Annotated in this window: 36 protein-coding genes and 1 pseudogene; 7 read left to right on the top strand and 30 right to left on the bottom strand. The window is 41.6% G+C overall.

Features of this window, described 5'->3' with window-relative positions; all coding sequences use genetic code 11:
* Positions 1-74 precede the first annotated feature (74 nt).
* From V6W81_RS09255 to V6W81_RS09240, 4 genes are all read right to left on the bottom strand, one after another.
* Positions 75-683, bottom strand: coding sequence for a protein Mom (locus V6W81_RS09255; RefSeq protein WP_338542790.1), 609 nt, complete (start codon positions 681-683; stop codon positions 75-77).
* Positions 676-1191 carry a ParB N-terminal domain-containing protein gene (locus tag V6W81_RS09250; RefSeq protein ID WP_338542788.1) on the bottom strand — a complete coding sequence of 172 codons (516 nt, stop codon included), beginning with the start codon at positions 1189-1191 and terminating at the stop codon, positions 676-678. Before V6W81_RS09250 ends, V6W81_RS09255 begins: the two co-directional genes overlap by 8 nt.
* A 305-nt stretch (positions 1192-1496) precedes the next feature.
* Positions 1497-2093 carry a hypothetical protein gene (locus V6W81_RS09245; RefSeq protein WP_338542786.1) on the bottom strand — a complete coding sequence of 199 codons (597 nt, stop codon included), beginning with the start codon at positions 2091-2093 and terminating at the stop codon, positions 1497-1499.
* Between the two features lie 265 nt (positions 2094-2358).
* Positions 2359-3003 (bottom strand): winged helix-turn-helix domain-containing protein, encoded by a 645-nt coding sequence (locus tag V6W81_RS09240; protein ID WP_338542784.1) that lies wholly within the window; start codon positions 3001-3003, stop codon positions 2359-2361.
* 604 nt (positions 3004-3607) lie between these two features.
* Here V6W81_RS09240 and V6W81_RS09235 point away from each other — a divergent pair.
* Positions 3608-3859: a hypothetical protein gene (locus tag V6W81_RS09235; protein WP_338542782.1), complete on the top strand. Its 252-nt coding sequence runs from the start codon at positions 3608-3610 to the stop codon at positions 3857-3859.
* Here the strand turns inward: V6W81_RS09235 and V6W81_RS09230 are convergent.
* From V6W81_RS09230 to V6W81_RS09215, 4 genes are all read right to left on the bottom strand, one after another.
* Positions 3831-4106, bottom strand: a complete 276-nt coding sequence (locus V6W81_RS09230) for a hypothetical protein (protein ID WP_338542781.1) — start codon at positions 4104-4106, stop codon at positions 3831-3833. The genes V6W81_RS09235 and V6W81_RS09230 overlap by 29 nt on opposite strands.
* Before the next feature lie 95 nt (positions 4107-4201).
* Complete coding sequence (locus V6W81_RS09225; RefSeq protein ID WP_338542780.1) at positions 4202-4402, bottom strand: hypothetical protein; 201 nt, start codon at positions 4400-4402, stop codon at positions 4202-4204.
* A gap of 166 nt (positions 4403-4568) precedes the next feature.
* Positions 4569-6185 carry a hypothetical protein gene (locus V6W81_RS09220; RefSeq protein WP_338542779.1) on the bottom strand — a complete coding sequence of 539 codons (1617 nt, stop codon included), beginning with the start codon at positions 6183-6185 and terminating at the stop codon, positions 4569-4571.
* A 58-nt stretch (positions 6186-6243) separates the two neighbouring features.
* A complete protein-coding gene (locus tag V6W81_RS09215) occupies positions 6244-6720 on the bottom strand; it encodes an ArpU family phage packaging/lysis transcriptional regulator (RefSeq protein WP_338542778.1) in 477 nt (158 codons plus the stop codon).
* Positions 6721-6955: 235 nt separating this feature from the next.
* On the opposite strand from V6W81_RS09215, the gene V6W81_RS09210 reads away from it, so the two are divergent.
* The gene (locus tag V6W81_RS09210; RefSeq protein WP_338542777.1) at positions 6956-7768 is read left to right on the top strand and encodes an HNH endonuclease; all 813 of its coding nucleotides are present in this window, start codon (positions 6956-6958) and stop codon (positions 7766-7768) included.
* 60 nt (positions 7769-7828) lie between these two features.
* Here the strand turns inward: V6W81_RS09210 and V6W81_RS09205 are convergent, their stop codons facing one another.
* The 18 genes from V6W81_RS09205 to V6W81_RS09115 form a co-directional block, all read right to left on the bottom strand.
* Complete coding sequence (locus tag V6W81_RS09205; protein ID WP_338542776.1) at positions 7829-8656, bottom strand: hypothetical protein; 828 nt, start codon at positions 8654-8656, stop codon at positions 7829-7831.
* Positions 8657-8677: 21 nt separating this feature from the next.
* Positions 8678-9097 (bottom strand): RusA family crossover junction endodeoxyribonuclease, encoded by a 420-nt coding sequence (locus V6W81_RS09200; RefSeq protein WP_338542774.1) that lies wholly within the window; start codon positions 9095-9097, stop codon positions 8678-8680.
* Complete coding sequence (locus V6W81_RS09195; protein ID WP_338542773.1) at positions 9094-9249, bottom strand: hypothetical protein; 156 nt, start codon at positions 9247-9249, stop codon at positions 9094-9096. Before V6W81_RS09195 ends, V6W81_RS09200 begins: the two co-directional genes overlap by 4 nt.
* Entirely contained in the window at positions 9227-9397 is a 171-nt protein-coding gene (locus V6W81_RS09190; RefSeq protein WP_338542771.1) for a hypothetical protein, read from the bottom strand. Before V6W81_RS09190 ends, V6W81_RS09195 begins: the two co-directional genes overlap by 23 nt.
* A 38-nt stretch (positions 9398-9435) precedes the next feature.
* Positions 9436-9594 carry a DUF6906 family protein gene (locus tag V6W81_RS09185; protein WP_338542770.1) on the bottom strand — a complete coding sequence of 53 codons (159 nt, stop codon included), beginning with the start codon at positions 9592-9594 and terminating at the stop codon, positions 9436-9438.
* A gap of 18 nt (positions 9595-9612) precedes the next feature.
* Complete coding sequence (dnaB, locus tag V6W81_RS09180; protein WP_338542768.1) at positions 9613-11025, bottom strand: replicative DNA helicase; 1413 nt, start codon at positions 11023-11025, stop codon at positions 9613-9615.
* Positions 11026-11330: 305 nt separating this feature from the next.
* Positions 11331-12323, bottom strand: a complete 993-nt coding sequence (locus tag V6W81_RS09170) for a hypothetical protein (protein WP_430701168.1) — start codon at positions 12321-12323, stop codon at positions 11331-11333.
* 18 nt (positions 12324-12341) lie between these two features.
* Entirely contained in the window at positions 12342-12533 is a 192-nt protein-coding gene (locus tag V6W81_RS09165) for a hypothetical protein (protein ID WP_338543976.1), read from the bottom strand.
* Between the two features lie 205 nt (positions 12534-12738).
* Positions 12739-13446 carry an MBL fold metallo-hydrolase gene (locus V6W81_RS09160; protein WP_338542762.1) on the bottom strand — a complete coding sequence of 236 codons (708 nt, stop codon included), beginning with the start codon at positions 13444-13446 and terminating at the stop codon, positions 12739-12741.
* Positions 13446-14480, bottom strand: coding sequence for a recombinational DNA repair protein (RecE pathway) (locus tag V6W81_RS09155; RefSeq protein WP_338542760.1), 1035 nt, complete (start codon positions 14478-14480; stop codon positions 13446-13448). The genes V6W81_RS09160 and V6W81_RS09155 overlap by 1 nt, the downstream gene beginning before the upstream one ends.
* On the bottom strand, positions 14481-16472 hold the full coding sequence (locus V6W81_RS09150; RefSeq protein ID WP_338542759.1) for an AAA family ATPase: 1992 nt from the start codon (positions 16470-16472) through the stop codon (positions 14481-14483). It lies immediately after the preceding gene.
* Positions 16469-16708: a hypothetical protein gene (locus V6W81_RS09145; RefSeq protein WP_338542758.1), complete on the bottom strand. Its 240-nt coding sequence runs from the start codon at positions 16706-16708 to the stop codon at positions 16469-16471. Before V6W81_RS09145 ends, V6W81_RS09150 begins: the two co-directional genes overlap by 4 nt.
* Positions 16709-16806: 98 nt before the next feature.
* Positions 16807-17052: a hypothetical protein gene (locus tag V6W81_RS09140; protein WP_338542757.1), complete on the bottom strand. Its 246-nt coding sequence runs from the start codon at positions 17050-17052 to the stop codon at positions 16807-16809.
* A gap of 88 nt (positions 17053-17140) precedes the next feature.
* Positions 17141-17371, bottom strand: a complete 231-nt coding sequence (locus V6W81_RS09135; protein ID WP_338542756.1) for a hypothetical protein — start codon at positions 17369-17371, stop codon at positions 17141-17143.
* Positions 17368-17649: a hypothetical protein gene (locus tag V6W81_RS09130; RefSeq protein ID WP_338542754.1), complete on the bottom strand. Its 282-nt coding sequence runs from the start codon at positions 17647-17649 to the stop codon at positions 17368-17370. The genes V6W81_RS09135 and V6W81_RS09130 overlap by 4 nt, the downstream gene beginning before the upstream one ends.
* Before the next feature lie 4 nt (positions 17650-17653).
* Positions 17654-17899 (bottom strand): helix-turn-helix domain-containing protein, encoded by a 246-nt coding sequence (locus tag V6W81_RS09125; protein ID WP_338542752.1) that lies wholly within the window; start codon positions 17897-17899, stop codon positions 17654-17656.
* Positions 17900-17998: 99 nt separating this feature from the next.
* On the bottom strand, positions 17999-18241 hold the full coding sequence (locus V6W81_RS09120) for a hypothetical protein (RefSeq protein WP_145047901.1): 243 nt from the start codon (positions 18239-18241) through the stop codon (positions 17999-18001).
* Between the two features lie 22 nt (positions 18242-18263).
* Positions 18264-18503 (bottom strand): hypothetical protein, encoded by a 240-nt coding sequence (locus tag V6W81_RS09115; protein WP_338542749.1) that lies wholly within the window; start codon positions 18501-18503, stop codon positions 18264-18266.
* A 94-nt stretch (positions 18504-18597) separates the two neighbouring features.
* Here V6W81_RS09115 and V6W81_RS09110 point away from each other — a divergent pair, with 94 nt between their 5' ends.
* Positions 18598-18870: a hypothetical protein gene (locus V6W81_RS09110; protein WP_338542748.1), complete on the top strand. Its 273-nt coding sequence runs from the start codon at positions 18598-18600 to the stop codon at positions 18868-18870.
* Between the two features lie 255 nt (positions 18871-19125).
* On the opposite strand, the gene V6W81_RS09105 is transcribed toward V6W81_RS09110, so the two are convergent.
* The gene (locus V6W81_RS09105) at positions 19126-19356 is read right to left on the bottom strand and encodes a helix-turn-helix transcriptional regulator (RefSeq protein ID WP_338542747.1); all 231 of its coding nucleotides are present in this window, start codon (positions 19354-19356) and stop codon (positions 19126-19128) included.
* Positions 19357-19515: 159 nt separating this feature from the next.
* Between V6W81_RS09105 and V6W81_RS09100 the strand changes: the two genes are divergently transcribed.
* The 4 genes from V6W81_RS09100 (at position 19516) to V6W81_RS09085 (ending at position 23107) form a co-directional block, all read left to right on the top strand.
* A complete protein-coding gene (locus V6W81_RS09100; protein WP_338542746.1) occupies positions 19516-19884 on the top strand; it encodes a helix-turn-helix domain-containing protein in 369 nt (122 codons plus the stop codon).
* A 347-nt stretch (positions 19885-20231) separates the two neighbouring features.
* On the top strand, positions 20232-20603 hold the full coding sequence (locus V6W81_RS09095) for a hypothetical protein (protein ID WP_338542744.1): 372 nt from the start codon (positions 20232-20234) through the stop codon (positions 20601-20603).
* A gap of 206 nt (positions 20604-20809) precedes the next feature.
* Entirely contained in the window at positions 20810-21274 is a 465-nt protein-coding gene (locus V6W81_RS09090) for a hypothetical protein (protein WP_338542742.1), read from the top strand.
* A 219-nt stretch (positions 21275-21493) separates the two neighbouring features.
* Complete coding sequence (locus V6W81_RS09085; RefSeq protein WP_338542740.1) at positions 21494-23107, top strand: recombinase family protein; 1614 nt, start codon at positions 21494-21496, stop codon at positions 23105-23107.
* A 195-nt stretch (positions 23108-23302) separates the two neighbouring features.
* Here V6W81_RS09085 and V6W81_RS09080 read toward each other — a convergent pair whose 3' ends face one another.
* From V6W81_RS09080 to V6W81_RS09070, 3 genes and pseudogenes are all read right to left on the bottom strand, one after another.
* The gene (locus tag V6W81_RS09080) at positions 23303-24316 is read right to left on the bottom strand and encodes a hypothetical protein (RefSeq protein WP_338542738.1); all 1014 of its coding nucleotides are present in this window, start codon (positions 24314-24316) and stop codon (positions 23303-23305) included.
* 269 nt (positions 24317-24585) lie between these two features.
* A pseudogene (locus tag V6W81_RS09075) lies at positions 24586-24786 on the bottom strand (manganese catalase family protein); the annotation flags it as partial.
* A 165-nt stretch (positions 24787-24951) separates the two neighbouring features.
* Positions 24952-25230 carry a spore coat protein CotJB gene (locus tag V6W81_RS09070; RefSeq protein WP_145047909.1) on the bottom strand — a complete coding sequence of 93 codons (279 nt, stop codon included), beginning with the start codon at positions 25228-25230 and terminating at the stop codon, positions 24952-24954.
* Between the last annotated feature and the right edge of the window lies 1 nt (position 25231).

Below are 25231 nucleotides of genomic sequence, written 5' to 3'. Positions count from 1 at the left end.
CCACGCGTGGCTTGCCGCTATCTCAGCCGGGGGATACCCTGGGTGATCAGGGAGACGTTAGCGCGTCTCCCTCTTTATTTGGGATAAGGTTTATGAAGAAGCATAATCTTACGCCGCATCTTCTTGTTCAACGGCATCAAGTATTTGTGCTTACCCTCTGTACGATACAACTCAGCATTGCTATCCAAGTTGTTCTTGATCCAGTCGATACGTTGACTACCTGTACCATACTTGCTGTGGATCGACTTAGGATGTACCTTCTTCCCTTTGATGATGAAGTAATGCTCTCCGTCTGTCTTTCCTTCGTAAATCCAATTTGTTGCCTGATAAATCCCGCCATGATGGTTCTGTTCAACGTCTGCATAACTGACGATCAGCTCAACGTTTGGCGATTGCTCCTTTAAGAATCGAATTGCTTTGGCAAGGATCTCCGATACAAATGATTGATGCTTGGTCAATGCAACCCGTGTAAGTTCACAACATTCGCGCTGCGTCAATCCGTATGGGGAACCGATATTTTGAGTCGCCCCACGACTGAATATGACAACCCCGATAAATTGACCATCTTCCCAAGCCCCTACTTTAACCGACTTCCCTGCTGGCAAGCTGCGGCTATAATGGAAGTTCTCACAGGCAAACTTAGCGGCTGCATGAGTCGCCCAATCCACTTTTAAATCAATCATGCTCGAATTCCTCCCCGCAGTGCGGACAAGTCACCAAACGTGAAGTTAATACGCCCAGATCTCCTTGATCCTCTGCGGTACCTACATCAAAGTTCGGCACATCGATGTCACCAAGCATTTGCTTTAGATCCACATCGTCGAACCCGGACAAGGAAATATCCACACCTTCCTGTTGCAGCTCAACAAGCAACTGCGATAGGGCATCTTCATCCCAATCACCTGATACCTTATTCAGAGCAATATTCAGGAGCCGTTCCTGCTGATCATCTAGATCAACCACAGATACCTGCAGCTCAGTGTGTCCAAGCTCGTTAATCATTACCTTATACCGCTGATGACCGCCGACCATGTTCCCTGTGCGTTCATTCCAGACGATCGGCTCCACATAGCCGAATTCCTCAATGCTACGCTTCAGCTTCTCATACTCAGGATCGCCTGGCTGTAAATCAACCCGAGGGTTGTAGGCAGCTGCATTAATCTGATCGATTGGCACGATTCTGATGTTCATCTCAATTACCTCCATTGATTTTATGATGACAAAGGGCTGTTTTAAAGAAAATGTCTTGGCCATCACAACTATTCCTACCCATAGAACGATGATTACGGTGACCAAATTACGGAAGGTGTGAACGCATATGATGACGGCTCTATTGACCGTTACAATCCCGTGGATTTGCTTAGTCTTGATTCACCGATACAAATATAAGACTGCAGTAATCCAAGCAATGAAATCCAAATAAGCAAAGAGGGCAGACCATTTACGGTTTGCCCTTATTTGTGTTCTGCAAGATAAAAAATGAGAACAGGCGCTTATTAAGTAGTTCCTTCTAATCTCATTATTGAATAAAACGCTCTTCCAGACATTTCTTCTTGCATACCCACCCATAGCTGATAGTCTCTGTCAATCAATTGAACTTGGTGATGACTCAGTAGATTCACTATTTTAAGTACCCATGAACTCACTTCATCGTAGTACGCTCTATAATTCTTTTCTCTACTGTAAGGATTCGTAGCGTGTAATATTTCTCCACACTGATCATTCAACCTAACTAAATCATCTTTCGTGAGATAACCATCTAAAATCGGATCTGCCGTCCTTTGATTTTCACTGTCATATCCCTGTCTACTTGGTTGGGGATAGAAGTTTGGATTAATTTCATGCATACTCTTTAAAATCCTTTTAGCATTCCAATGAGTTTTGAATCTTCGATGTTGTTTCTTATATTCAACTCTATTTGCTGATATTGAAGAAAACATTATGAGCTCGACTATCTTTCTAAACTGCAGATAAATGAATTCAATTTCAAAAATCGTGACGCTATTTTGGATTCCAAGCGTTTCTATAACTCCGATTCGAGCTTTGATTTCTTCCATGCATTGCAAATATTTTTCAGCATCTTGCTCAATCATTTTGGACATCTCCCTTCATACTATTATGTCGGCATAAGAGCTTGAAAAGTGATGTTATGGATCAATTCCTTACCCCTTCTTTGTGTTGAGTTGGTTTCAACGATTGGGTGACCATCATATGCATGCGTACGCTCACTCAGTTGCTGTTCTCCGCTCTTAAAATGGTTGACCCCTGCAAACGGACGTTCTCACCTATTCAAGCTTAAAACTGATCGTATCTCGTCATATTAGAGCAAAAGAAAAAGCACCACGATGGGTGCCAAAATCAGTTCACATTATAATAGTAAACGTTATTCTCTATTCTGATAAGCTTCATATTAACAAATTTTGAAGCCCTAGCGAAAGTTCTGGCCGTACTTAGGCCAAGTTTTCTTGCTAATTCCGTTCTAGTTATACCTTCGTTTCCAGCGCTTTTAATAACTTCAATTAAATTTGTATCAATCTCCAAACTAGACTTTTCGACACTGTAACTTAAAAATTTATTAATTTTATTTATTTCGTTGAAATTATCAATAATATCTTCATTGCTTTCTTTTGTACGTTCAAGTTTAAGCATAACTTCATTAAGAACACCTTTGAGTTGCTCGTTTGTTGTGTTATTTTCTTTTATCTGTTGTAGCAAATCCACAACTTCAATGAGATCATTTTGAACCTTTTTATTTTGAAGTAGATTCATAAAATTGTTCTCGTCTACAAAATCACTTGGAGCATAAAGGACATTGTGCTTGAATAACAAAACCAAAAAGAATGCTGTTACCAATCCCACTGGGAATAACATAACAAACCATATAAATGTACTTTGTATCTCTAAAGGTAAGCCTAGCAACACTCCAGTTCCTGCTATTTCAGCAATTCCCGCGAAGATTGCAATAATTGTAAGTGGATTCTGAACCTTGCTTTTATTGTTCATATTTCTCAACTCCCCCGAACAATAATAACTGGGTTTCCAAAATGATACAATATGCGACAGAAAATTATTTTTTTGTACAAACAGGTCTACTACAAAATTGTTTCACTCCATCCCATCTACCCCATACACAACCTCTGCACTTCTCAGGCTGCTTATTGGGTCGTGCCCGTTTCCTTTTACGTCTTCTGCTGCTAATCAATTGAACTCCTCCAATAAAAAAAGCCGATCCCGAAGGAACGACTTTGGCTGTAATATGTACGATAATGGCTAATGAAATTACGTTTACTGGCTATAAAGTGACGCTTTTGGCAAATCGTGTGACGCTTTTACAAGATTGGCGTCCGTACCGTCCGCAGCAAAAACGCTTTGCTCTTTGCTTTAAAGCATACGTGCTTTGTAACTATAGAGGAAGAACAAGACCATTTTACTGAAGCTACCAATACGGGTCAAGGAACAGAAAACGGGTGAGTCCCGATGAACTGGAACAAACCCGTCGTTTCCTGCTGATTCCTAGCTAATTCATATATAATCCAACCTGCTATTTCCTCTTTCTGCTAAAATGAAGTTGTCGCACACCATTTGAACCTATGAGGAGAGATTAAGCATGAGTTTTGAGTTTGATTTTGAAAGTAAAATAAAGAATCTAGTTCCTGAATTAACGAATTCGCTAACTTCTAGACTGGATGAAGCTCTGAAAAATCCAAAGTATACGGAAATGGAATCCATGTTCGGTGAAACCAATACTAAAATTGTTATGATGTCCAACATAACATTAGGAATGTCAGCTGAAATGACCCTCCAAATCTTGAAGGATTATCATAGAGAACTCAGTTCTTATTTAGAGAATCAGAAATAGTATTACTGAGAATCTCTTTTAATGCTAGTTTTCCGCCTGGCTGCTGGAGCTTCTGAACGAATTGTTCAAGGCTCTCAGTGGCTCCTTGATCTTTCATGTTCGTAATCATGGTGCATGCCACTCCTGCAATCTGAGGAACCAAATTCATAGTGTCTATATCGACCGACTCATTCTCAAGCTTGTTCCTAGCCCACTTTAGAAATACGATTGCCGTTTCTTGAAGTTCTTTATCAATAGTAGTATCCACCAGCCCACTCCTCCCTTCTAAATCCATACTCCATTCCTACATATCAAATCGAGCACTACCTCGACATGATCATATCGTTAAAATCAACGAAATGATTAAACGCGTGGCGGCAAGTTCCACTGCTTTGCTCCGTCTCCTTGATGGACGTTCAACGTATTGAACTGCTTACCAAACTCATTCCACACGGTCAAATTAACCATTCCTTCAGTGTCTGGATTGACGTGGACGACCATGGCGGCAAGTGTCTTACCTTCAGTATCCTTATAATGAACGATGCGTCCAATTGATGGTTTCATATATAGTACCTCCAATTAATTGAAATAGAAAAGGCGAGAAGAGGAACGCCCCGGTCTAATGCCGCATTGTGCAGCCGTGCGTTTCATTCTCGCTCGATTTCCACATTACCAATATACAACATTAAAAGTACAGTACTGGGCCAACTAACGGACAAATTAAGGTTATTTAACGGCCACTGTCTCCAGTCTTCCCTGTTAGCATGTTCTCAAAAATATTAGTGTAATGCTTAAATTTATCTCCAATAAAGGCTAATCGCTTATTGATATAAGATTTCATGTACAAATAGTTCTTAAATGATACATATGGAGCCAAATTAGTCTTATCATTAAGAATTCTAAATATCGGTTTAGCACCTTTTTTTCCAACTATTCCTAACAAATATTCATACTCTTCAATATCAAAATGATAGATAGCCTTTACTGGAATTTCAAATTCTCCAAAAACATGATTTTCAATATCTTTCATAAAATTCGGAAGTGTGGATATAGACCCTTGTGTTACAACTACAAGGTAGATTTCGTCAACACCCACTACAGATTGATGTTTGCGTTCAAATAGTTTTTTCAAACATTTGTGCAATTGCATTATCGGTTCTTCGATCATATTCTTCACATCAGAATCTATTGTTTCTTGATTTCTATTTATTATAGAGTCCAGTTTTAATCTTCTATTTTTAGCTTCAACTGCTAGTAACTTCCCACCTAACCGAACCATGAAATCGGGGGATCTATCATTCTTAAACCGAAACTCTGGTATAGTTTCATATTTAATATTAGAAACTTTTAAAGCTTCTTCAGTTATGATCTCAACATATTTTTCAAAACACCTCCCTATAAAACTAATTATTTGTCCATCATCTTTTGGAAAACATTCTCTGATTTTAAAGAAAAGTTGAGAGTAAACCTGTTCATGAAGAAATCTGAGACTGAATGGTAAGTAAAATCCGTTGTTTAATTTAATCAAAGGTTTTTCTTTAAAAAGCTGAAAATTCCAACTATTCTCAACATTTTTAATAGACCATTCTCTAGCATTATTTATATTTACTGATAGTTGTTCCATAATCTCATCGATTCTAACATTATTCGAAAATTGTTTAAAATAGTTAATATCTCTCGCGCCACTACTCTGAATTTTCTGTTTTGCTACATCAAACGTTGCAACTATAGAAAACAAGCAAGCTAGATATTCTTTAATACTGTATCCATATTTATTTTCGAAGGCCAAATTGATATCCATGTATTCATTAGTGCTGAAATTACTCGTATCTTTAGCAATCTCATCATATATAACACATGCACGTCCAAAAGCCGAGTACACATCTAATTGGGAATTAAAGTTCAAGTTACTGAACAACTCGTAGATAATTGCATCATCATTCTCTTCACTTTCACTTGAATAAAGATAGTCACCAAGGATTAGATGAAGATATAGGACAATAAAAATACCCTGATCAGGATCCACCCACTCGTTCATTTTATTGAAATCACCATATGTGAGTAACCATTTCCAAATAGAAAGTAGCCCTTGGGAAGTATACAATGTTCTTCCTTCTAACCCCTGAATTATATAATCTGCATTTGGACTATTTTTTAAGAAAGAATAAAAACGAGCTCTTATTTCTGTATCACTACGTTCACGAGCATTGAGCATTGATAAAATGTTAATCACTCCTCCGAGTGGAAGGTCATATATCATACTGATTAACTTGTCTTTATCAAATTTCTCACCAAAAATATCGCTATAGGTTGCATAAACTTCTATAAAATTCCCTTTTGAATTCATCCTCCACCTCTCCTCAACTTATAATATCATTAAAAAAAGTAGCCGAAAATATCATCGACTACTCTACTAAAATTACTTCATTATGTGAAACTGTTAGATCCAGAGCAAAGGATAAAATGTTTATCGCTTCATTTTTAATTCTTCTATATGTTCTATCGCTTAGCCCCATTTCTCCACAACTGATGTAATCAAACTCACCTTCATTGTCCAGATAACTCCGTTGTATTACCTCACGCTGAATAGACGATAGCCTTTCCATGGCCAACCTGAGCAAACGATCTTTTTCCTTCAGTTCCGTTTCCTTATCTACGTTGTAAACAGCAATAATTTCTGTTTGTTTGCTGATAGCATTTGTAGATTGGTGCTCTCTATAAACATACGCCTGCGTGATCGCTGCCTCTCTGCGTGTGAAACCGATCTGCCGGTACTGCCGAACGGTTTCCAAATATTCCTCCACAGCGCGGCGGGTAGCTTTCTCGTCAATCGGCAGTATGTTAAACGTCAGTTGTAAGTTGTTTTTTCGTCTTTTCCCCATTATGATCCCCTCACCCGTGGTATAATTTTGGTGAGTTTATTCGATGTGTCCCCCGTCGTGCCGGCAAGCTTGCGGGGGAGAGTCAAAAACTATTCAGATTGGAATGATATTTCTGGTAAAAGAAACTAGCTGGACAAGACCTAATGCTCCAAATCTAGTAGGAAGAAAAAAAGTTGATTGGAGTATCTTTCAATGGGGGAGCACTGTACCCATTGATTTTCACGAATCGTTTCTAATGTCTAGTCAACCGGATCCTCATGGTAAACTAAATAGAAACAGAATTAACCTCTTGTATCAGGAAAAAATCTTTCCTGTATCACTACAAAAATCTTTGATTAAATCAAGAACAAACGATACATACCAGATAAGATATGATTCAAAGCACGATCTCTTAAACCTCTTAAAAGATTCCTTCTCTCATAGCTATAGATATATACTTGCTGAACGTAAAAATCAGACTTTAGCTGGTAAAGAAAAACCTTTTGTAATAGTTCCTGAAGATGATGCTGAGTATATAGAGTTTTATAGAACAGAGAATCCCTTCGAACTTAAAATGAGATTTCTTTCCTACAGCGATATCGATGAAGAAGCCGATGACCCTAGCTATCAAAAAGAAATCGCTAATGTTAAAGTGCCAGAAAACCTAGTAATAATTGATGCTCCCAAACCTAAACAAAATAAAGTATTGAGCAATAGTAAGTTTAAGTATTCAAGAGATCCTATTGTGGCACGCAATGCTATCGAACTTGCCAATAACCTATGTGAATTCAATTCCAATCACAAAGAGTTCACTTCTTTTAAAACAGGTAAAAATTACGTAGAGGCACACCATCTTGTCCCTATGGGATTTCAAGACATTGTACCAGTTAGCTTAGATGTGGAAGCTAATATTATTTCACTTTGTAGTACATGTCACAAAAAGCTGCATCATGCTATATTTGTAGAGAAAAAGCTTTTAATCGATACGTTATTTAACAAAAGAATCAGTAGGCTAAAAAAATCAAAAATAGAAATTAGCCTTGATCAGCTCTATAGTTTTTACTCCTGAAAATAGTCAATTATTCCCCGGTCAAATGTTTGACCGGGGTAGTTGCTATATGAATGATGTTTATGCTACTCCGTTAGCAGCCATTGCTTCCTTAACACGTTCTTTATACTTCGTAAGCTTGCTACTCAATTGACCGGACGTCATGCCAACGCTATTGGCAATTTCACGCCATGTGACGCCTTGATCACGCTTCTGTTGGAAGAGATCCGGGAAATCAAGCGGCATGTCAGGGAAGGATGGCCGCTGAGTGATGATGTACTGTTCAAGCGCATCCTTGGAAGATTCATCAGGAGCCCCTTCTGTACCACCCGAAGGTGTATCTTGATCGGATGGATTCTGATCGCCTGTGGAATTATCAGTTGAGAAGTCCATTTCCACTGATTTGGGTTGACCATCACCGCTCTGTCTCATCCAGTCCGGAATATCGTCGTTATCACCATATGGATCGTCTTTATCTGTACCTGGATCTTCTTCACCTGTTGGCGTAACAGTAGGCTGTCCATCGTCATTTTCCGTTTCCTCATCGCTTTCAGTTGGCTCCTGCTGCTGAACAGGGTTGCCTTCACCATCAATCAATTCCGCCTGGTTCTCGTCCTTCTCTTCCTCAGATCCTTCAATTCTCGTTACCACACCTGATGAATCGGTTGTTACACGGCGACCACCTTCATAAGTCCGGTACATTGGATCTTGATCTTCATCGTCGAAGTCGAATGAGCCTTGCGGATCTCCGAGGTATACCATCACTTCTTTTTCCTGAAGCTTAGCCAAGGAAGAAAGTCTGGACTCAACTGCAGCAAGAGGAATAAGCAACTTAATCGTTACATCCTTCGTTCCTACGCTGATACCCTTTGCTACTTCTGCCGTAAATTTCACCATTTCGTTTGTCATATTCGTTCATCCCCTCGAATTTTATAATTGTGAATACTGTTTGATTTTCACTTCAATGCGCGGTCTGGCGCTGTATCGCTTCTGAGCAAAGACTTCAACAACCTGGCTATCATCTTTCCAAATAACGCCTTTGAGTGCGTCCTTCACGCCCTTCAGGTAGTTGTCCACGTCAGGCTTGCTGATCGGGCGGATCTCTCCGAATTCAGCCAACGCTGCCTTCTTCTTGCTGAAGGATTTCGGTGTTGATCGGTACACTGTCAACACCATTCCAAGTGGTCCTTCGAGCAGTGCACCGGGTGCATGCTCAGCAGCAGCCAATCGAACATAATCCTTGTAATCTTTGGACTTCTTTGGATCGTACATTCGAACAAAGCCACCTTGCGTAGATGCTCGCGGTCTCCCTTGAGCAACTGGCTCCCCATAAACCGTGAAAGCAATCATTTGGTGATCAGCTCCTTCCGATCAGGTTGCTTGGTAGGCAACATATCCCGACTAAGCAAGAAAACTTCACCAATGAGCTGCCCCTGTTCACCAACCACGTCGTACTTAATCTTGCTTTGAAAGAATGGATCAATTGGTTTTCGTTGTTGCATGCTGTACCTCCACTTCTGACCAATCACCGACGATTGTCTCAAACTCAGCGATCCCCTCATGGAGCTCAGTTTGATCAATCCCCGTAAATTCAGTCCGCAGCTCATCTACATTGGGAACATGACCAGTTCGGACGAATCGATGTTTCATGTATTCGTAGACGCTCCATCGCGTCCAAGGGCTACCCATCAGGCTCCTCGCCGAATGGTTCGAGAATTTCCGGATTCCCGGTGAACAATAATCATCATGCTTGGTGTATCACGTTCAACAAGCCAGTTATCCATACTCAAGCCGTTTGCTTTAATCTCCATTTTTTGCCGCTTTGTCGGCTTTTTTCCCTGTTTCATATCCGTTCCTCCCTACGCCTATTGGCGTTGTTCGATATTTTTAGGCGGTTCTGGCGGTGTTGGCCCGTATGAATCGTTATGTGTTCGGTTATAGTTAACGAATTTATTAAAGTTCTTCAAGAACACCAGCTCCACCGTACCTACCGGTCCATTACGCTGCTTACCAATGATGATCTCGATGATATTCTTCTTCTCGGTTTCCTGGTTGTAGTAGTCGTCCCGGTACAAGAACGCTACAATGTCGGCATCTTGCTCAATGGATCCGGATTCCCGCAAGTCACTCATCATTGGACGCTTGTCCTGGCGTTGCTCGACTGCCCGACTGAGTTGTGAAAGTGCGACAATGGGAACATCCAATTCACGCGCCAAGTGCTTCAATGTCCGACTGATGAACGAAACCTCTTGTTGACGATTCTCACCCGACTTACCTTTACCTCCAGCAACTTCGATCAGCTGCAGATAATCGATCATGATCATTGCTAAGCCTTTTTCCTTCTTCAAGCGGCGACACTTGGAACATATGTCCTGGATGGTGATCCCTGCCGAATCGTCCACGTAGATATTCGTTTCAGCCAAGGTACCAATAGCTGTGGTCATTTTGATCCAGTCTTCATCTTGTATGTCACCCATCCGAATCGAACTGGCATCGACATTTCCTTCTGAACTGACAAGTCGTTGAGCGAACTGCCCATCAGACATTTCCAAGCTGAAAAGTGCCACTGCATCTTTCGTATTCTTAGCGACATTTTGCGTGATGTTCAGTGCAAAAGCCGTCTTACCTACGGATGGCCGTGCCGCGACGATAATAAGGTCACTACGTTGCAATCCACCTGTGATGCTATCCAAATCAATGAATCCAGTGTGCAACCCGTTGACGATACCGTTCTTGACGTTGTATACCCGCGTCTCCACGTCATCCACGAACCGCATGAGCACGTCCTTGATTGGCTTGAAATCTTGTTTTGGTGCAGCACGATCGGCAATCTTGTTGTGTGACTGCTGGGCACTGGCAAGTAACTGTGGAACCTTCGTGCCAGCTATTGCTTGTTCGACTTGCAACATGCTGGTTTGAATAAACTCACGGGTGATTGCCAGATCCTTTAACTGTTCGAAGTAGTAACCTGCATTCGCAGCGGTTGGAACGCCATGAGCGAGTTTAGCCAGGTAACTTACATTTCCAACGTCCTCTAACTCACCTTTCTCCTTCAGACGGGCGGTTACCGTCGTCAGATCAATCGGCTGCTGGGCATCTGCCAGTTCAGAGATAGTCTTATAAATCAGGCGATTGGCCTTGTCATAAAATGCATCCGGTGTAAGTAGCTCAAAATGTTCCAATGCTTCATCCGCTTTGAGTATTAATGCACCAAGAGCAGCTTGTTCAAATTCGATGCTAATCGGCAGCCTGTCTTCAATCGCTCCGAAGTTTTGCAAGTAAACCATCCTTCCATCCGGGAGGCGGTAACGTTGCCTTTGCCCGATTTGCTTCTCGTTGATCCAGATAAGCCCTAGTTGCTTCTAGCTCACGTTTCCGAGCTTCCTGGTCTCCTAAATTGCCGCGGATCTCAGCAATATTAGGTGGCCACTTCCCCGTCCTTACATGCTCCTGAAGGTTTTGCTGAGCTGCTTCAAACGAGAAATCATGCAGATACTTCATGTGGCGATCCACATTCTCTTCACTCACATCGAAATTGGGGTAGTTCTCCTTGATCTCGATTAACAAGTCAAAAATTTCAGCTCTATCCACGCTTACGTTCCTCCTCCGCTCGCCGTCTTAAGTCTGCAAGTTCTTGCTGCTGACGGCTTAATCTGCGCGGCTGAGTAGCCGCTGGGGCTTGTGCGTTCGGTACCAAAGCAGGTTTAAATGGCTGCTGTTGTTCCGTTGCTTGATGGACTTTCCAAGCCTCCTCGATACCTTCGACATAGTACAAAAAGCTCTTTGGAAGCTTGAATGTGTTTCCCTCACGTTGACGTTTTGCCTCAAGTAGGCTTGCCATAGTTCGGATGGTAAAAGGGTTAGGCGTACCTCCGGCGACCATCTTACCCATGGCTGAACGTTCGTTTTGATTAACGTGAAAATCTAGTTTGTTGTGCATCTTGCAATAGGCATTCAATATTCCAATCATCCCATCGTCCTCAGGAGGAACAGGATTCAAAATGCCATCCCATGAATCTGATGCTTCGTTAGTAGTAGCAGTAGTAGTAATAGTAGTAATATCTTTTAGATCGGACATATTTGTCTGATCACTACCCAAAATTGGTGTGTGATCGGACATTTCTGTCTGATCACTTGCCGACTGATCGGACAATATTGTCTTATCACTTTGATTGTGATCGGACATATCTGTCTTATCACCGACAGTATGATCAGACACTTTTGTCTGTTCACTTTCGACTGATCGGACACTTTTGTCTGATCTCTTTTTGGAATTTCGAACCTTCAGGATTAATCCTCTTGGTGCCCTGGTCACTTCAATGTACTTGTTAGTTTCCAGATCGTTTAACCAGCGGCTCACTGTCTTGTCGTTAACTCCAAAATACTCGGCTATCTCAGACAGCTTCATTGGCTTACCGCCGAGGACAACGCCCCAGACAGTTTCCTCTTCCTCAATCTCCTTCGTAGTTGAACTGATGCACCAGAGGAAAAGCCATATCGCGTTGCCTATTCGTTTGTAGTGTTCTGGCTCCAAGATGCCGGAGTAAATCGGAAACGGGTAACTGCCTTCGGGCATACCGTTCATCCCCTGTTGTTAATTATTTTTATCAACCTTGTTAGCCAGTCCTTTGCGTACTTGCGCTTGCACTGTTTCCCACGCTTCAGCGTATACAGCATTCGGATCGTCACCGTCCTGCAACTCCATAACGACAGTGGCCTCCACCTTCAAACTCTGAAAGTTGCCTAGATTTTTCGTGAATGAAGCCCCAACCGATATTTGCTTCACAATTGCCAAGTATCATCGACCCTTTCTGTGTTGTAAGAATACGTGCGGTTCTTTAACCCGCTTGACTTCCCAATCCGGGTAACCTCGTTCGAAATATGCAAGCGTCTCTCGTTGGAAGGCTGCCTTGTCAGTATCAAACAGCCGCCAGATCCGCTCGCCCATCATGCTCTTTAGGAGCGGCTTGCCAGTTAGATCATCCATGCCATCACCTACCTGCTACATAAACCAGTTTGCCTGTGAGGGCTGCTATTTCCCGTTTAAACAATTCTTCGTCGCTGTTGTTGTCTGACAGATGGAGTAAGTGAATCTCTTGCACACGACGCATGTCATTCGCTCTGATGAACTCTTTCACGTTCTCGAGCGAGAAGTGAGAACGAAGCAATCTATGTTTCATGACCGCCGGCACACGGCCAGCGGCAATATTTTGATTGAGTATATTGATTGAATAGTTGCACTCGATCATGATGTGAGTCAGACCGTTGAACCGATGCTTGATGTAATAGGTATCAGTTGCGAAAAGCAGCTTGTCCCCTGCTGTATTAGCCAAGAGGAAGCCCAAAGGCTCCGCTGCATCGTGCTGAACGTCAAACGGTAGAATCGACCAGGTACCAATTGTGAATGGCTCTAGGGCAGATATGCGATGCAAACGGTGACTGTCAATCCCCAATGCATCTGCAGTACCAGCGCTGGTGTAAATGTCCACACTAGCCTTGATCAGATCCTTGATAGCGACACTATGGTCGCCATGCTCATGACTTACAAGGCATCCTGCTAAGGACGATACCTGAAAGGCAAGAGCACGTTGAATCTCCTTATATTTAAGTCCTGCATCCAGCAAGAGCGGGGTTTTGCCATCAGTGATACGATAGGCGTTACCCGCGCTGCTGGAGCCGAGGGAAGTAATCTCGATCATCAGAAGCCTGGCCCATCGTTAGTTGGTTGAGCTTCAGCTCCGAAGTCCATTTCCCGTTGTTCCTCAGATGAAGATGGCTCGTTAGGAACGTCATTCATATGGGGTGGAGTAACGTCAATGATGTTACGGTTTGCATTAGTTCGTACTTCCTCTGAAACCTCTGCTTCTGACAAGTCACTCTCGATTTGCTTCAAGCGCAGATAATCGTCATCGATCTTCTGACTGTCAATGGTGATATCATTATGAGCTGCACGGTAGACAGTTTTCCAAACCATTTTGTCGTACCAGCCTTCCACCGTTTCAGTGCCTACCTTTTTACCTTTCTCCCATTTGTCTTTCTCGCCTCCCCAGAACTCGGCACTAGCTTTTTCTGGTTTTCTTTTCTCAATTTCCTTGAGCGTCATCATTACCAGCTTGTTTTTCTCAGGAGTTTTTATGAATGAGTGAAAATAAAATCCCCCAAGGATATTCCCGCGATCAAAAGGGTTTTTAATCTCAAATTCATAACTTTCATGTGGGTGATTTGCATCTTTCTTAATAGGTGCAAAGTAATCATTTGAGTAAACCAGCTCAACAGTTACGTGGTCGGGAACTTCCAAACCGTATTTTACTGATTTGAGTTCAATGCCCCGGTACCCTTCAATGAAGCCGATATCGTACTTACCTGTATTGTTATTTTTAAATGGAATCAGATTGATGTGATTTGCCTGAGCTGGGTCAAATCCGATCCGTGCATAAGCAACTACATCGCGTGACAACTTATCCATGTTCACGTTCGCCCAAGTCATAGGAACAGGATCACGATACTGGTCAGACTTTTTCAGGCGCTTTTCTTCTGCAGTCTTCAACACTGCATCCAAAGCAATGAAGTAATTCTGTGCAAGACGCTTTTGGAAGTTGGTAAGGGCAACTTCACCAACACTTGAACCAAACTCAGAAATGACCTTGGTCATAAATCGTTCAGATTGTGTTGGCTCTGTCTTAGTAATGGCTTGCTCCCCTGGCTGGGGAGCTTGTTGTTTTTCTGTACTCAATTAAATCGCCTCCTGGATGTCGTTATGCTCCAAACGGAGCTTCTTGTCACCTTCAGATACCACCAAGCGAATCACTTGGGCATCCGTATCAATCAGTTGTGTAACGGCTTCGGCATTGTCCACGAAGATCGGAGCACTGAACCCGTAATGCTGTCCCAACGTATTGATGATGTCCAAGCCAACATTGATTCGTGCTGCATTGTTCAGGCCACCCTCATAAGGAACACCGTTGTACGTCGTCTTGCAAACGTCTTTCAAGCCGCCGTTGACCTGCTCTTCGAACAACCGGAATCGTGCATGCTTGAATTTGCTATTGATCTTGGATTCCAACATGCTAACCTTCGTCCGTGTGAACTCTTCGGTAAGGAATAACTCATGTTCCAATTTCTCAAATTCAGAAGTGAGCTTGCGTTCCTCTTCGACCAGCTCAGCAATACGTTTTTCCGTAGCTGCTACGGTCGTCAGCTTCGCTTTGTCTGCTTCAAGCTCGTCCACTTGGATACGCAAGAGACGAATCTCTGATTGAGCCTTAGCAATAGCATCAGCAGCAGAAGAACGAAGACTCTCGATTTCAGCACGTACTGTCTCACCTTCGCGTTGTTTCGCCTGGTACTCTGCATTCTCAGCTGGATCAGCAATGTTCGATTGCAAGCTTTGCAAGGTCGATTCTGCATTGGTAATTTCGCTTTGTTTGGCTATCAATTGTTCTTGGAAACTGTTGATGCTTTCTTCCACATCAAACATGGAATGCTTCAGCTTAGTAACTTCATTGGCTGCCGCTTTACCGTCAGCGGAGATCCGCTCAAGGCGCTTGGACTTATCTAAGTTAAAATCTGACAAGGCTTTGTCTTTAGCAGCTTGAACTTGATCCGCAGGGAGTGATTGTCCGCAAGATGGGCAATTCTCGTCGTGTTCGTGCTCATGAACAGGAAACTCCAATCCATTAGCAGCATGCCATTCCTCACGTAACCGTGAAGCCTGGCTTTCAGCACGGCTTACTTGTCCTTTGTATTGTTCAACTTCACGTTGTCCGGCAGAAATGCGAGATTGTAAATCAGATGCCTCGCTTTTCAGTTGCATAACCCATCTGCGTTGTCCATCAACTGCTTGTAAACCATCAGCCTGGACACGTTGCTTAATGTCCGTTAGCTCAGCTTTGATCTCCCGTAAGCGGAGTTCTTTGGCCGATAACTCACCGCCGGATTGAATCCGTTGGAGTTCGGCTGTCTTAGCGTCCACCCTACCTCGCATCGTCTCAATGTCTTCCTGCAGTAACTCAGGGTCCAGGTCGGACACATCTGGCATGCTTCGACGTGCTTCATCGATGCGGACAGGGATTTTATCCAGCTCCTTATTGATCACGGTTCGACGGGCTGCAATCACCTTACGGTGATCTTCAAGGCTCCGATCACCAAGAATGTCAGTCAGCGGTGCAAGTTGCTTATTTCCTGTAATGATCTCTTCATCCGTCATTTCACCGCATACTTCCATCAGTACTTTACGACGTGCATCCGGTTTAAGAATTTCGTTAAAGTAAGAAGGACTTGTCAGCAGTTTGAAAATGTCCTCGCTGATCAGAGCATCTACCTCAGCTTTGTACTGCCCTTGCTTAACTGGTACGCCATCCACGTAATAATCTGTAGTGTGACCCCCAAATTCGGCAGTAGCCTGTCCACGCTTACGCGTCCATTTCTCAGAGAACACCTTCTTAAAGGAACGACGGCGACGATCAACCATCAGAACAGCTTCAACTTCATGTTGCAGACCGTGTTCAGCGACCTTGCCATCCTCGTCCAGGCCTTTGATTTCAAAGTCTGTGCGGTTTTGGCTGTCTTTACCGAACAAATCCCACACGAATCCGTCGAACAACGTTGTTTTGCCAGTGGCATTGTCACCAAACACGGACACGCTGGAACTACCAGTCTCAAGCACGAAATCCCGAATGCCTTTGAAGTTACGAAGGGTCAGGGATACAAGGATCAGCTCTTTCATGCCGTCGCCTCCTCTTGAACCGGAGGAACCGGCTGCGGATACTTAATGCTGTCGAGGTGTTGCTTGATGGCATATTCAATCTCAGCAAGTTGCCCTTCGGATGCGGCGATTTGAATACTCCCGAAGCTACCTCTGATTTCAAGAGCGGCAGGATTGTAAACGTTGGCTGGTAGCACCTTCGTTTCAGTGTTTTGTTGACTTAAATCGACTGAGTAAGCCGAATGTGAGTTTGCCATGATATCAACTCTCCTTGTTTGGAACGGTCACCCATGGTAAGATGACCGTGTATCCATATTTAGTTGTGAAAGATCAGTGATGACCGCCTAGCCCGCGGTCATTTTTCGTTTAATTCTTCTTCCAAATTTGCAACCTCTTCTTGAACCTTTTCGTGCGCTTCTTCCAACTCTTCTACCTGATCTCTGATTGCTTCAAGTTGAGTAATCACTTCATTGAGCTCACCATCAGTAAATTCTGATAATCTGCGAAGAATGTACGCTGTGTTATTTAAAGCATCATTTGTGTCATCTGCCAGGCTACTCAGCTGGTTTAGAATCTTATTCACTGATTCATGAATTGCCATATACTCAGTTCCTCCCTTCATATGTATTGCGGTTTCCCGCGACCATCGCCCCATAGGGCTAGGTTTCGTTCACTCCGCAGTGAACTCATCAGGCGGTAATTGCATCTATTGCTTGAATTGCTTGAAGCTTGTACTCAGTAGGAAGCTCCTGCAGGCTGAACTTTGCATTCTCCCAACGAATGAAGATATCCAGTCGATGACTACTATAGGCATCAGCGTCAGTTACACCAACCTCCGATGGAGACACGCTACTTGCCCGTAAAGCCAGTGTCGAAGCAACATAATTGTCGATTATCTGACGTGCGAGTTGTTCACTCATACTGATTCCCCCTTGCGCTTTTGCTCGGGAGACGATAAAATGAGCAGCAGAAGAGACTTCAACCAAGTTCTCAGACCAAGTGTCCGCCCTGCAAGGCGGGCATTTTCTTTTTGTCCTTCAAATGCCTCATGCAATCCATCCATAAATTCCAATGCTCCGATTACCCGTTCACGCTTCATCTCCTGCACTCTTTCAGGGTTCATATGTATGAGGTTCAGGTTGTGCCGAGCATTTGCCGCAATGAACTGTAATTCCAATTCCAATTGATCTACCTTCATTCGTTTATCCTCCAATCAGTCTTTGAATCATGCTGATTCCGTCCATTCCGTAAATGAAAGCAACAACAACTTCCCTTGCACCTGTTACTTCTGCCCATCGCATCATAGTGGTCATGTCCGGAATCTTATGATCCTTTTCAAATTTTGAAACGCAGGCTTGCGTGCGATGGAGCTTGTCCGCCATTTGTTCCTGCGTAAAACCAGCTCGTTCGCGGCAAGCCCTCATGATTGCCCCAAACTTTATATCCAACCGTGTTCACCCCCTCCCGAATATTCCATATTGGAATGGAAATGCTATTAACAAGGGGAGTATTATACTTTTAGAGCTTCCCCGGCTCCATCGATCCTCTCAACTCCCGCCAGTCGGTACAGCTCGGCGGGTTTCTTGTATCTTACGGATCTGAGCCTCAGCTTCACGTTTCACAGATTTAAGCTCTCTCTTGGAGATCAGATGTGGATGTCTGCACTGTCGTTCCAAAGAAAGTGTGTGATGGATTGCATGATCGATTGTCATTTTTCCAACATTCACTCTTGTTACTACAGCAGCGATAAAACATGCTCGGGATGTGGGTTTGATCCAAACAAATTTCATAGGCTTGTCCTCCAATGGAAGCCTATTCGGCTTCGCTTTTCTGGTTCTGTAAGATAGCCCAACCAGCTATGTGCATTTCTCGAATCACTTTGGCAATCTGCATAGGTGTTTGGGCAATGAAGTCATCACAGATATGAACAGTGGTTACTCCGAACTGATACGTCTCTACAACGTTCCCTGCTGGCAATTCTTTAGATTGGATCGGCATCGGCACATCCCTCCCAGGATTATGTTTATGCGGATCAAGTTGTGGGACAGCCATTGTTTTTTGAACCTCCTTTTTCTGGGTTTGTCTTTCCTCTTTCTGCTAAAATGGAGTTTGCACACACCATTTAATAGGAAAGGAGGTGAAATGTATGAATCATTCGGTTTACTTTAGGAAACTTTCTGAAGAGGATAAGTTGAATTTGAACAAGGAACTTAAAAAACTCGGCTGGATAATCGGTGGCGAAGGATCCGTGGCACATTCTCCAGAAACACATCCATCTGAAAATAAAGTGAGTTTTTATAGCATTTCTTGTGCAAGTAACAATGGAATTAAATTCCCTGCAGGTTATATAGCTTCAAATGATGAGCTCTGCACTCATTGCGGTTTACCAATTTCAATTACTTATACTGAAATCCATTAGAACTCTTCCATTCAAAAGCAGCTCTCATTAGTGTCATATGCAAAGAATCTATTTCTTCTTCACTTAGATCTGGAAAGATGAAAAACTTACTCGTCATAATTAATTTAGGCTGTTCAGAAGCTGCCGTGGCCGCGGCGGTTTCTGAATTAACTTCAAACTTCTGTATTGTGATTTGGAATAATTCGAATCCGCAAACTTTGCAAAAGTTATCTGTCGTTGAGATTTTGTTACTGGTACATCGTGGGCACTCGTTCATCAGCTCACTCCTTCCTTGTATTTTTGTTCCTTAAAGTAACATTTCTCCTCAAAAAAATATGACCACGGAAAATCAAGTGCTTCACCGATTGACTTTGCAGCTATAACTGATGGCGTTTTGGTTCCATTTTCAATGTTAGTAAAATAGCTACGAGAAATTCCCGCTTTAAAAGCCACTTGTTCTTGAGTCATATTATATTTTTCGCGAATTTCTCTAAGCCAAGATCTCATGCTTCAACCTCCTTTGTTCCTTTAAGTAACATCCATAAACACATATTACGTTACTATAAGGAACTTGTCAACAATAATTGTTTCTTTTAGGAACTTAAGTTTAAAGTTTCTTTCAGTAACACTATACTGGTACTATCCTAGAAAAGTTGGTGTGTTATTATGGAAGTTTTTGCTCAAAGGTTAAAGAATGAGCGAGAAGAGATGAAAAAAAAGAGTCCTATCTGGACTCAAGAGTATGTAGCAAAAATATTAGGTGTTGCAAGACCTACTTATACTGCATATGAGAATGGAACTAAACAGCCTCCTATGGATACTATGAATAAGATAGCTGACCTATTTGGAGTCAATGTCGATTATCTCTATGGAAGATCAAATATTCGGGAAACTTTAACTCTTGATAATGAACTAAAAGCTAAATTTGAATTCTTTGAGGATTTAGAAAAGAGACTAGGGCTTGATCTGTCTGACCCCGCTATTCAAAAAAAGCTCAAGCGAGCTGCACAAATCATCTTTTCCGAGGAAGATTGATTTTAGATTTATAATAATTTGTTCCTTCTCGAGGTGTCCCAAAGGTACTCCATCCAACTCAATCATAGCTTTTTTAATATCTGTTTTCTCCATGATGACACTTCCGTTCCTAGTTCTTGTTAAAAAAAGAACAAACGTTCTGTTCATGTTCGATTTTAACATGTGTCTATAATCAGGTAAATGCTCTTCTGGCAGAATTTTGGTGGTTAAAAGGGCTGAAAAATGCAGATATAGATTTACTTTAACGGGATGGTTTCTTAAACGAACCATTCCTGCCTTTTTTACTTTCGTGAAGTGAGCTGCTTCTATATTTCAAAATTTTATTAAAGGAGGCTCGGCTTAGAACAATGTCTATGGATCATAAGAATAATGCTTCTATAGAAAGAAAAGTGGAACACGGGGTCATCAACGCAAGAAGTTACGGGGCTGGATCAGGGCTTGTTTTGCTTGAAATTTTGATAGTCTCTGCTGGTTTAGGAGGTCAATTTTCTTCGTGGTTATTGTTTGGGGGACTGCTGATCGGATTAGCAGTTCTGCTCTGGTTTAAAGTGACACGAGCCATTGTTTTAATTATTTTGACTGGGTGCTATGGTTATTTAGCCTGGAACTTAGGTAATTTGTTTAATAGTGTTAGCGCATCTGTTGTATTGTCGGTACTTGCATTAATTATTTTTGGTAGCCTACACTTAAATGCTTTTCTTGAGTGGAGAAGAAGATGATTTCTCACGAGTATTTGAACATAATTCAGTAACAATAGTCATTAATTTTAATCTCAAAACTATTTACATAAGAGTTTTTAAGGATGTGTGAATGTGTTTCTTTTCTTTCACACTTCCTTATATCAGATAGCAGCAACTGTGTCTATCTTATACAGAGTGATGTTCTTATGCCTATAATAATTTTATAAACGAGAGGCGAATAAACAATGCAAAAAGGATGGCCAATCCTCATTTTTCTAGGAGCTCTGCTTCTTATTACAGGATGCAGTAGTGGGAGATCTGTTACTGCTGATGACGTAATTGCAAAATTAGAAAAGTTGAGCATAGAAGCTGAGAACCCAAGGAAAGTTACCGAAGATGGAGACATGAGTTTAAAGCCTGAAACCGCTGAACTGGTTAGATTTGAATTACCTTCTCTAAAGGGTTCTTCTGCAACAGAAGGGTCTGAAAACAGTGGTTTTGTCTTAAAAGATATACCTTCGGGACATATATTCATTTTTGAAAATACAGACGATCTTGCTACAATGGAGAACATCTACGAAGAGTTAGGAATAACCTTAGAAATGTTCCGTTCACTTACATATGCAAAAGATAATATCCTTTTGCAAGTCCCAGCAACTATGCCTGAAGAAGAATTCAATAAATACAAAGAATTTATAGACTCTTTATGAAAATACACTTCTCATCTTCTGTAATACGTAATGGATTTAGGTACAGCATGAATTTTGTGAAAGATACCAAGATTCTAATGTTATCAGTAGGAAGCGCGAACGATCAATAAGCCCTTCGGGGCTTTTCTTTCACCCAAAAACCAGAACATATGTGCTATATTATTGATAATGAACATACTTTTCAAAAAAATACATATAAAATATTAAGGAGGCTTGACCATGTCAGACGAATTATACGCAAAACTCACCTCAAAACTTCAAGGGCGTTTCTGCATGTATTTGCGTAAATCGCGGGCGGATATGGAAGCCGAGAGTCGCGGTGAAGGAGAAACGCTGGCAAGACATGAGCGCAATCTATTTGATTTAGCTAAACGGCTAAAGATAAATATTTCTGAAGTCTTCAGAGAGATCGTTTCAGGCGAAACCATAGCACAACGTCCTGTTATTCAGAATGTTCTTCGTCAAGTTGAAGAAGGACTATGGGACGGTGTACTTGTCATGGAAATTGAGCGTTTGGCGCGCGGTGATACCATCGACCAGGGGATCATCGCACAAACTTTTAAATATGCCGGCACAAAAATCATTACGCCTGTTAAAACATATGATCCTGACAATGAGTTTGACGAAGAGTACTTTGAATTTGGTCTCTTCATGTCCCGTCGTGAGTATAAAACTATCAATCGTCGACAACAGACTGGGCGTAAGGACTCCGTTCTTGAAGGAAAATTCATTGGCAATATAGCACCCTATGGTTTCAATCGCATCAAATTAGAGAAAGAAAAAGGTTGGACATTGGAACCTCATCCCGAGCAAGCCCCTATCATCCAAATGATATTTGATATGTACGTTAATCAAGGGGTTGGCACAGGCTTAATTGCAAAAAAGCTGAATCAACTATCCATACCTACATTAAAGAACAGCCAATGGACTGTCGCTACGATTAATGGGATAATTCGCAATCCAGTTTATTACGGTGCTATCGCTTGGCGCAGACGCCCCGAAAAGAAAACCCGGAAAAACGGCGTAGTCCACAGATACCGCCCACGAGTAGATGAGAGTGAATGGCTGCTTGCTGATGGTAAACATGATGGGCTTATAACTAAAGAAACATGGGATAAGGCAATGGAGATATTGAAGGGCAACTATCATCCTCCAGCTCCAAGAGGGGTTATAATCAATCCTCTAGCCGGATTAATCAGATGCGGAATGTGTGGGCGTCTTATGGTTCGTCGTCCTTACAAAAATCCTGATACTCCAACAGGACTAATATGTCAGGGGCCGACATGTAAGAATATCAGTTCACCAGGATATATAGTAGAAGAAAGAATACTAGAAGGATTACGTGTCTGGCTAGAAAATTATAAAGCCCAGTGGAACACACATAAACCTGAGAGGATCTCAGAAAACGAATCTACTTTAAACATTAAAGAGCAGATTGTAAAGGATCTCGAAAAGAAGCTGCATGAGCTTCACGAACAGAATAATAATCTGCATGATTTACTAGAGAAGAAAATTTATACTGTAGAGACGTACCTAGAGAGATCACAAACCCTCGCACAACGGATTGGGGAAACTGAGGAAAGCATTAGAGCTGCTTTAGGGGAAATGGACTTGGAGAAACGAAGACAAACCGCTAAAGTAAACATTATTCCTAATGTTGAATATGTATTGGATACTTATACAAAGACGGACGACCCCGAGCAAAAGAATAATTTGTTAAAGTCAGTTCTTGAAGTGGCGGTATACACCAAAACAATAAAAGGCCACTGGACAAGACCAGAAGCAATTGGGCAATTCGATTTGAAATTATTCCCTAAACTCCCCCGAGTGTAGATAAGAGTAATTCATAAGTCTGGCGTAACATATCTTATGATGTTAGTAGGAGGTTAACACCTTTACTAATGTTTCCTTTAATTGATATTCGACTTGTCAACTCTTGCCTATACTCCTAATAAACTTTTTCTAATAATATCGACAATTAATTACGATAACAAAAGGAACAGCTATTTAGCTGCTCCTTTAAACTATTTAGTTTGATACATACTCATTAACTTCAAACATCTCAATCTTACTGAAAGCGATGAAGTCTTTTCTGCTAATATAATTGTTCATGTCAGAATTCTTATTAAAGGCGTAGACTTCTTGACCAATGCCTTCAGCGCGATTGCTATACCATGAAATAAATGCTGATAGTTCTGAACTAGAAAGATCATATTCCTTCTCTAATCCGCTGATCAGATAAACGACAACACGAGCTCTATTACCACTTACAACTGGAGTTTCAGTAGGTGTAGCTGAAGCCTCATTTGAATATTCGCTTTCAATACCGTTAACATTTGCGGTCACAACATAATAGTACGTTACACCATTGGTAACAGTCGTATCAGTGTATTTCGTATCATATACACTATCTGTTACAGTTTGATAAGGGCCACCAGAAGTTGTAGCACGTTTAATTGCATAACTTGTGGCTTCAGGAACTGCACTCCATGTCAGGTCAATTTTGCCGTCCGCTGCGTTAGCTACAAGATCAGCAGGTGCTTGTACATCTGGAGTTTGGACTTGATCAGAATATGCTTCAAGTGAATACAATTTTAATGCTGCCTTATTAGTAACATATATACGAATTTGTTTAACCTCTTTAGAAATTTTAACTTCATCAAGAACTGTAGTTTGATCGTTCGATTTTACTTGTACATTATAGAGACCCTTGCCAGCAGCATCTTCAAATCCTATACTCGTAAAGTTTTCGATGCTATCGACTTTAATTCTAATTTTGTTTAAGCTCGTTGCTTCAGGCAGTTTATACAAGTATGCGTAGCTCGTAAGAGTGCCATTGTTAGCTAAGTAATTTGTTTCTAGGTATGTATCATCGTTCCCATCTGTTGCATTACTAATAGAATTAACAAAATTTGTTCGTGCAAAATTTACTGGTTCAAGTCCCCTCAAAATGTCAACTGAAGCTGCAGATGCACTCGCAAATGGCAAGCAAAGGAACACCAATAACATAGTTAATGGCAATACTAGTAGATACTTTTTCATTCTGAATTAATCCCCTTTTCTATTTGTTTACTAACAATTGTTACTATAATCCTTTGGAGATATTAAAGTCTAAACATAAGATGTAATTTAATGTATATTATGTAATAATATTTAAATTTATTTCATTGTATCAATTGTGATTTGAAAATCTGTTTATTAATCAAAAAGTACACCCCTATTGGCTGCAGCTGGAATTACCAATAAAATTCCAAGGATCTTTTTTAGTAAGTATTTTAGGTTAATGCATTAGACTATGATTGATAGCTATGATGTACTGATTCCTCCGTAGCGATGTCGTTCAGCAGCCCAATGATCTTATCAGGAATCGTATAACGTTGGTTTAGATATCGCAACGCAGCAGCCAATTCTCCATCGGCACCGCCGTACTGCTCCATAAGTAGTTTAGCCATATGAGGGTCACATTTACTTACCCGAACGGGATACTGCAATTTTTTCTCATACACCCACACACAGGGCTCCCCCTTTATTTTTCCATTTGGTTCAGCTTCAAATCTAACGCTCGCTCCAGCTCATAGGCTCCCAAAATGCCTCGATCTTCGTATCCCCAAAATCAATTATAAAATAAGAATTCCAATTGCTTTTTACGCATATGCTCTAATTTCTGCCCACTGCTTCTATACTTGCCAAGGCCAAGGCGTCTGTGACCATTCCCACGGGTATTTGGAAAAGGCATGACCAAAGTTCGTTAACGGACCGTACAATTGCTGAAATTCCTGTGCTACTCGCATGCGTTCTTGAGCGAACTTATTGTACTGCTCAATACTCTGATAATCTCCAGGATGTGTATCCAAATACAGGTTAAGCTCCACTAACACAAAATCTAAGGCCTGTAATTCCTCTAGCAACTCATAATATCTAGCATCGCAAGCTTTAGCTACCTCTTCAGATTCCATC

It is taken from the genome of Paenibacillus tundrae (assembly GCF_036884255.1).
In the GTDB taxonomy this organism is placed as follows: domain Bacteria; phylum Bacillota; class Bacilli; order Paenibacillales; family Paenibacillaceae; genus Paenibacillus.
This window is presented reverse-complemented; position numbering and strand designations above follow the sequence as displayed.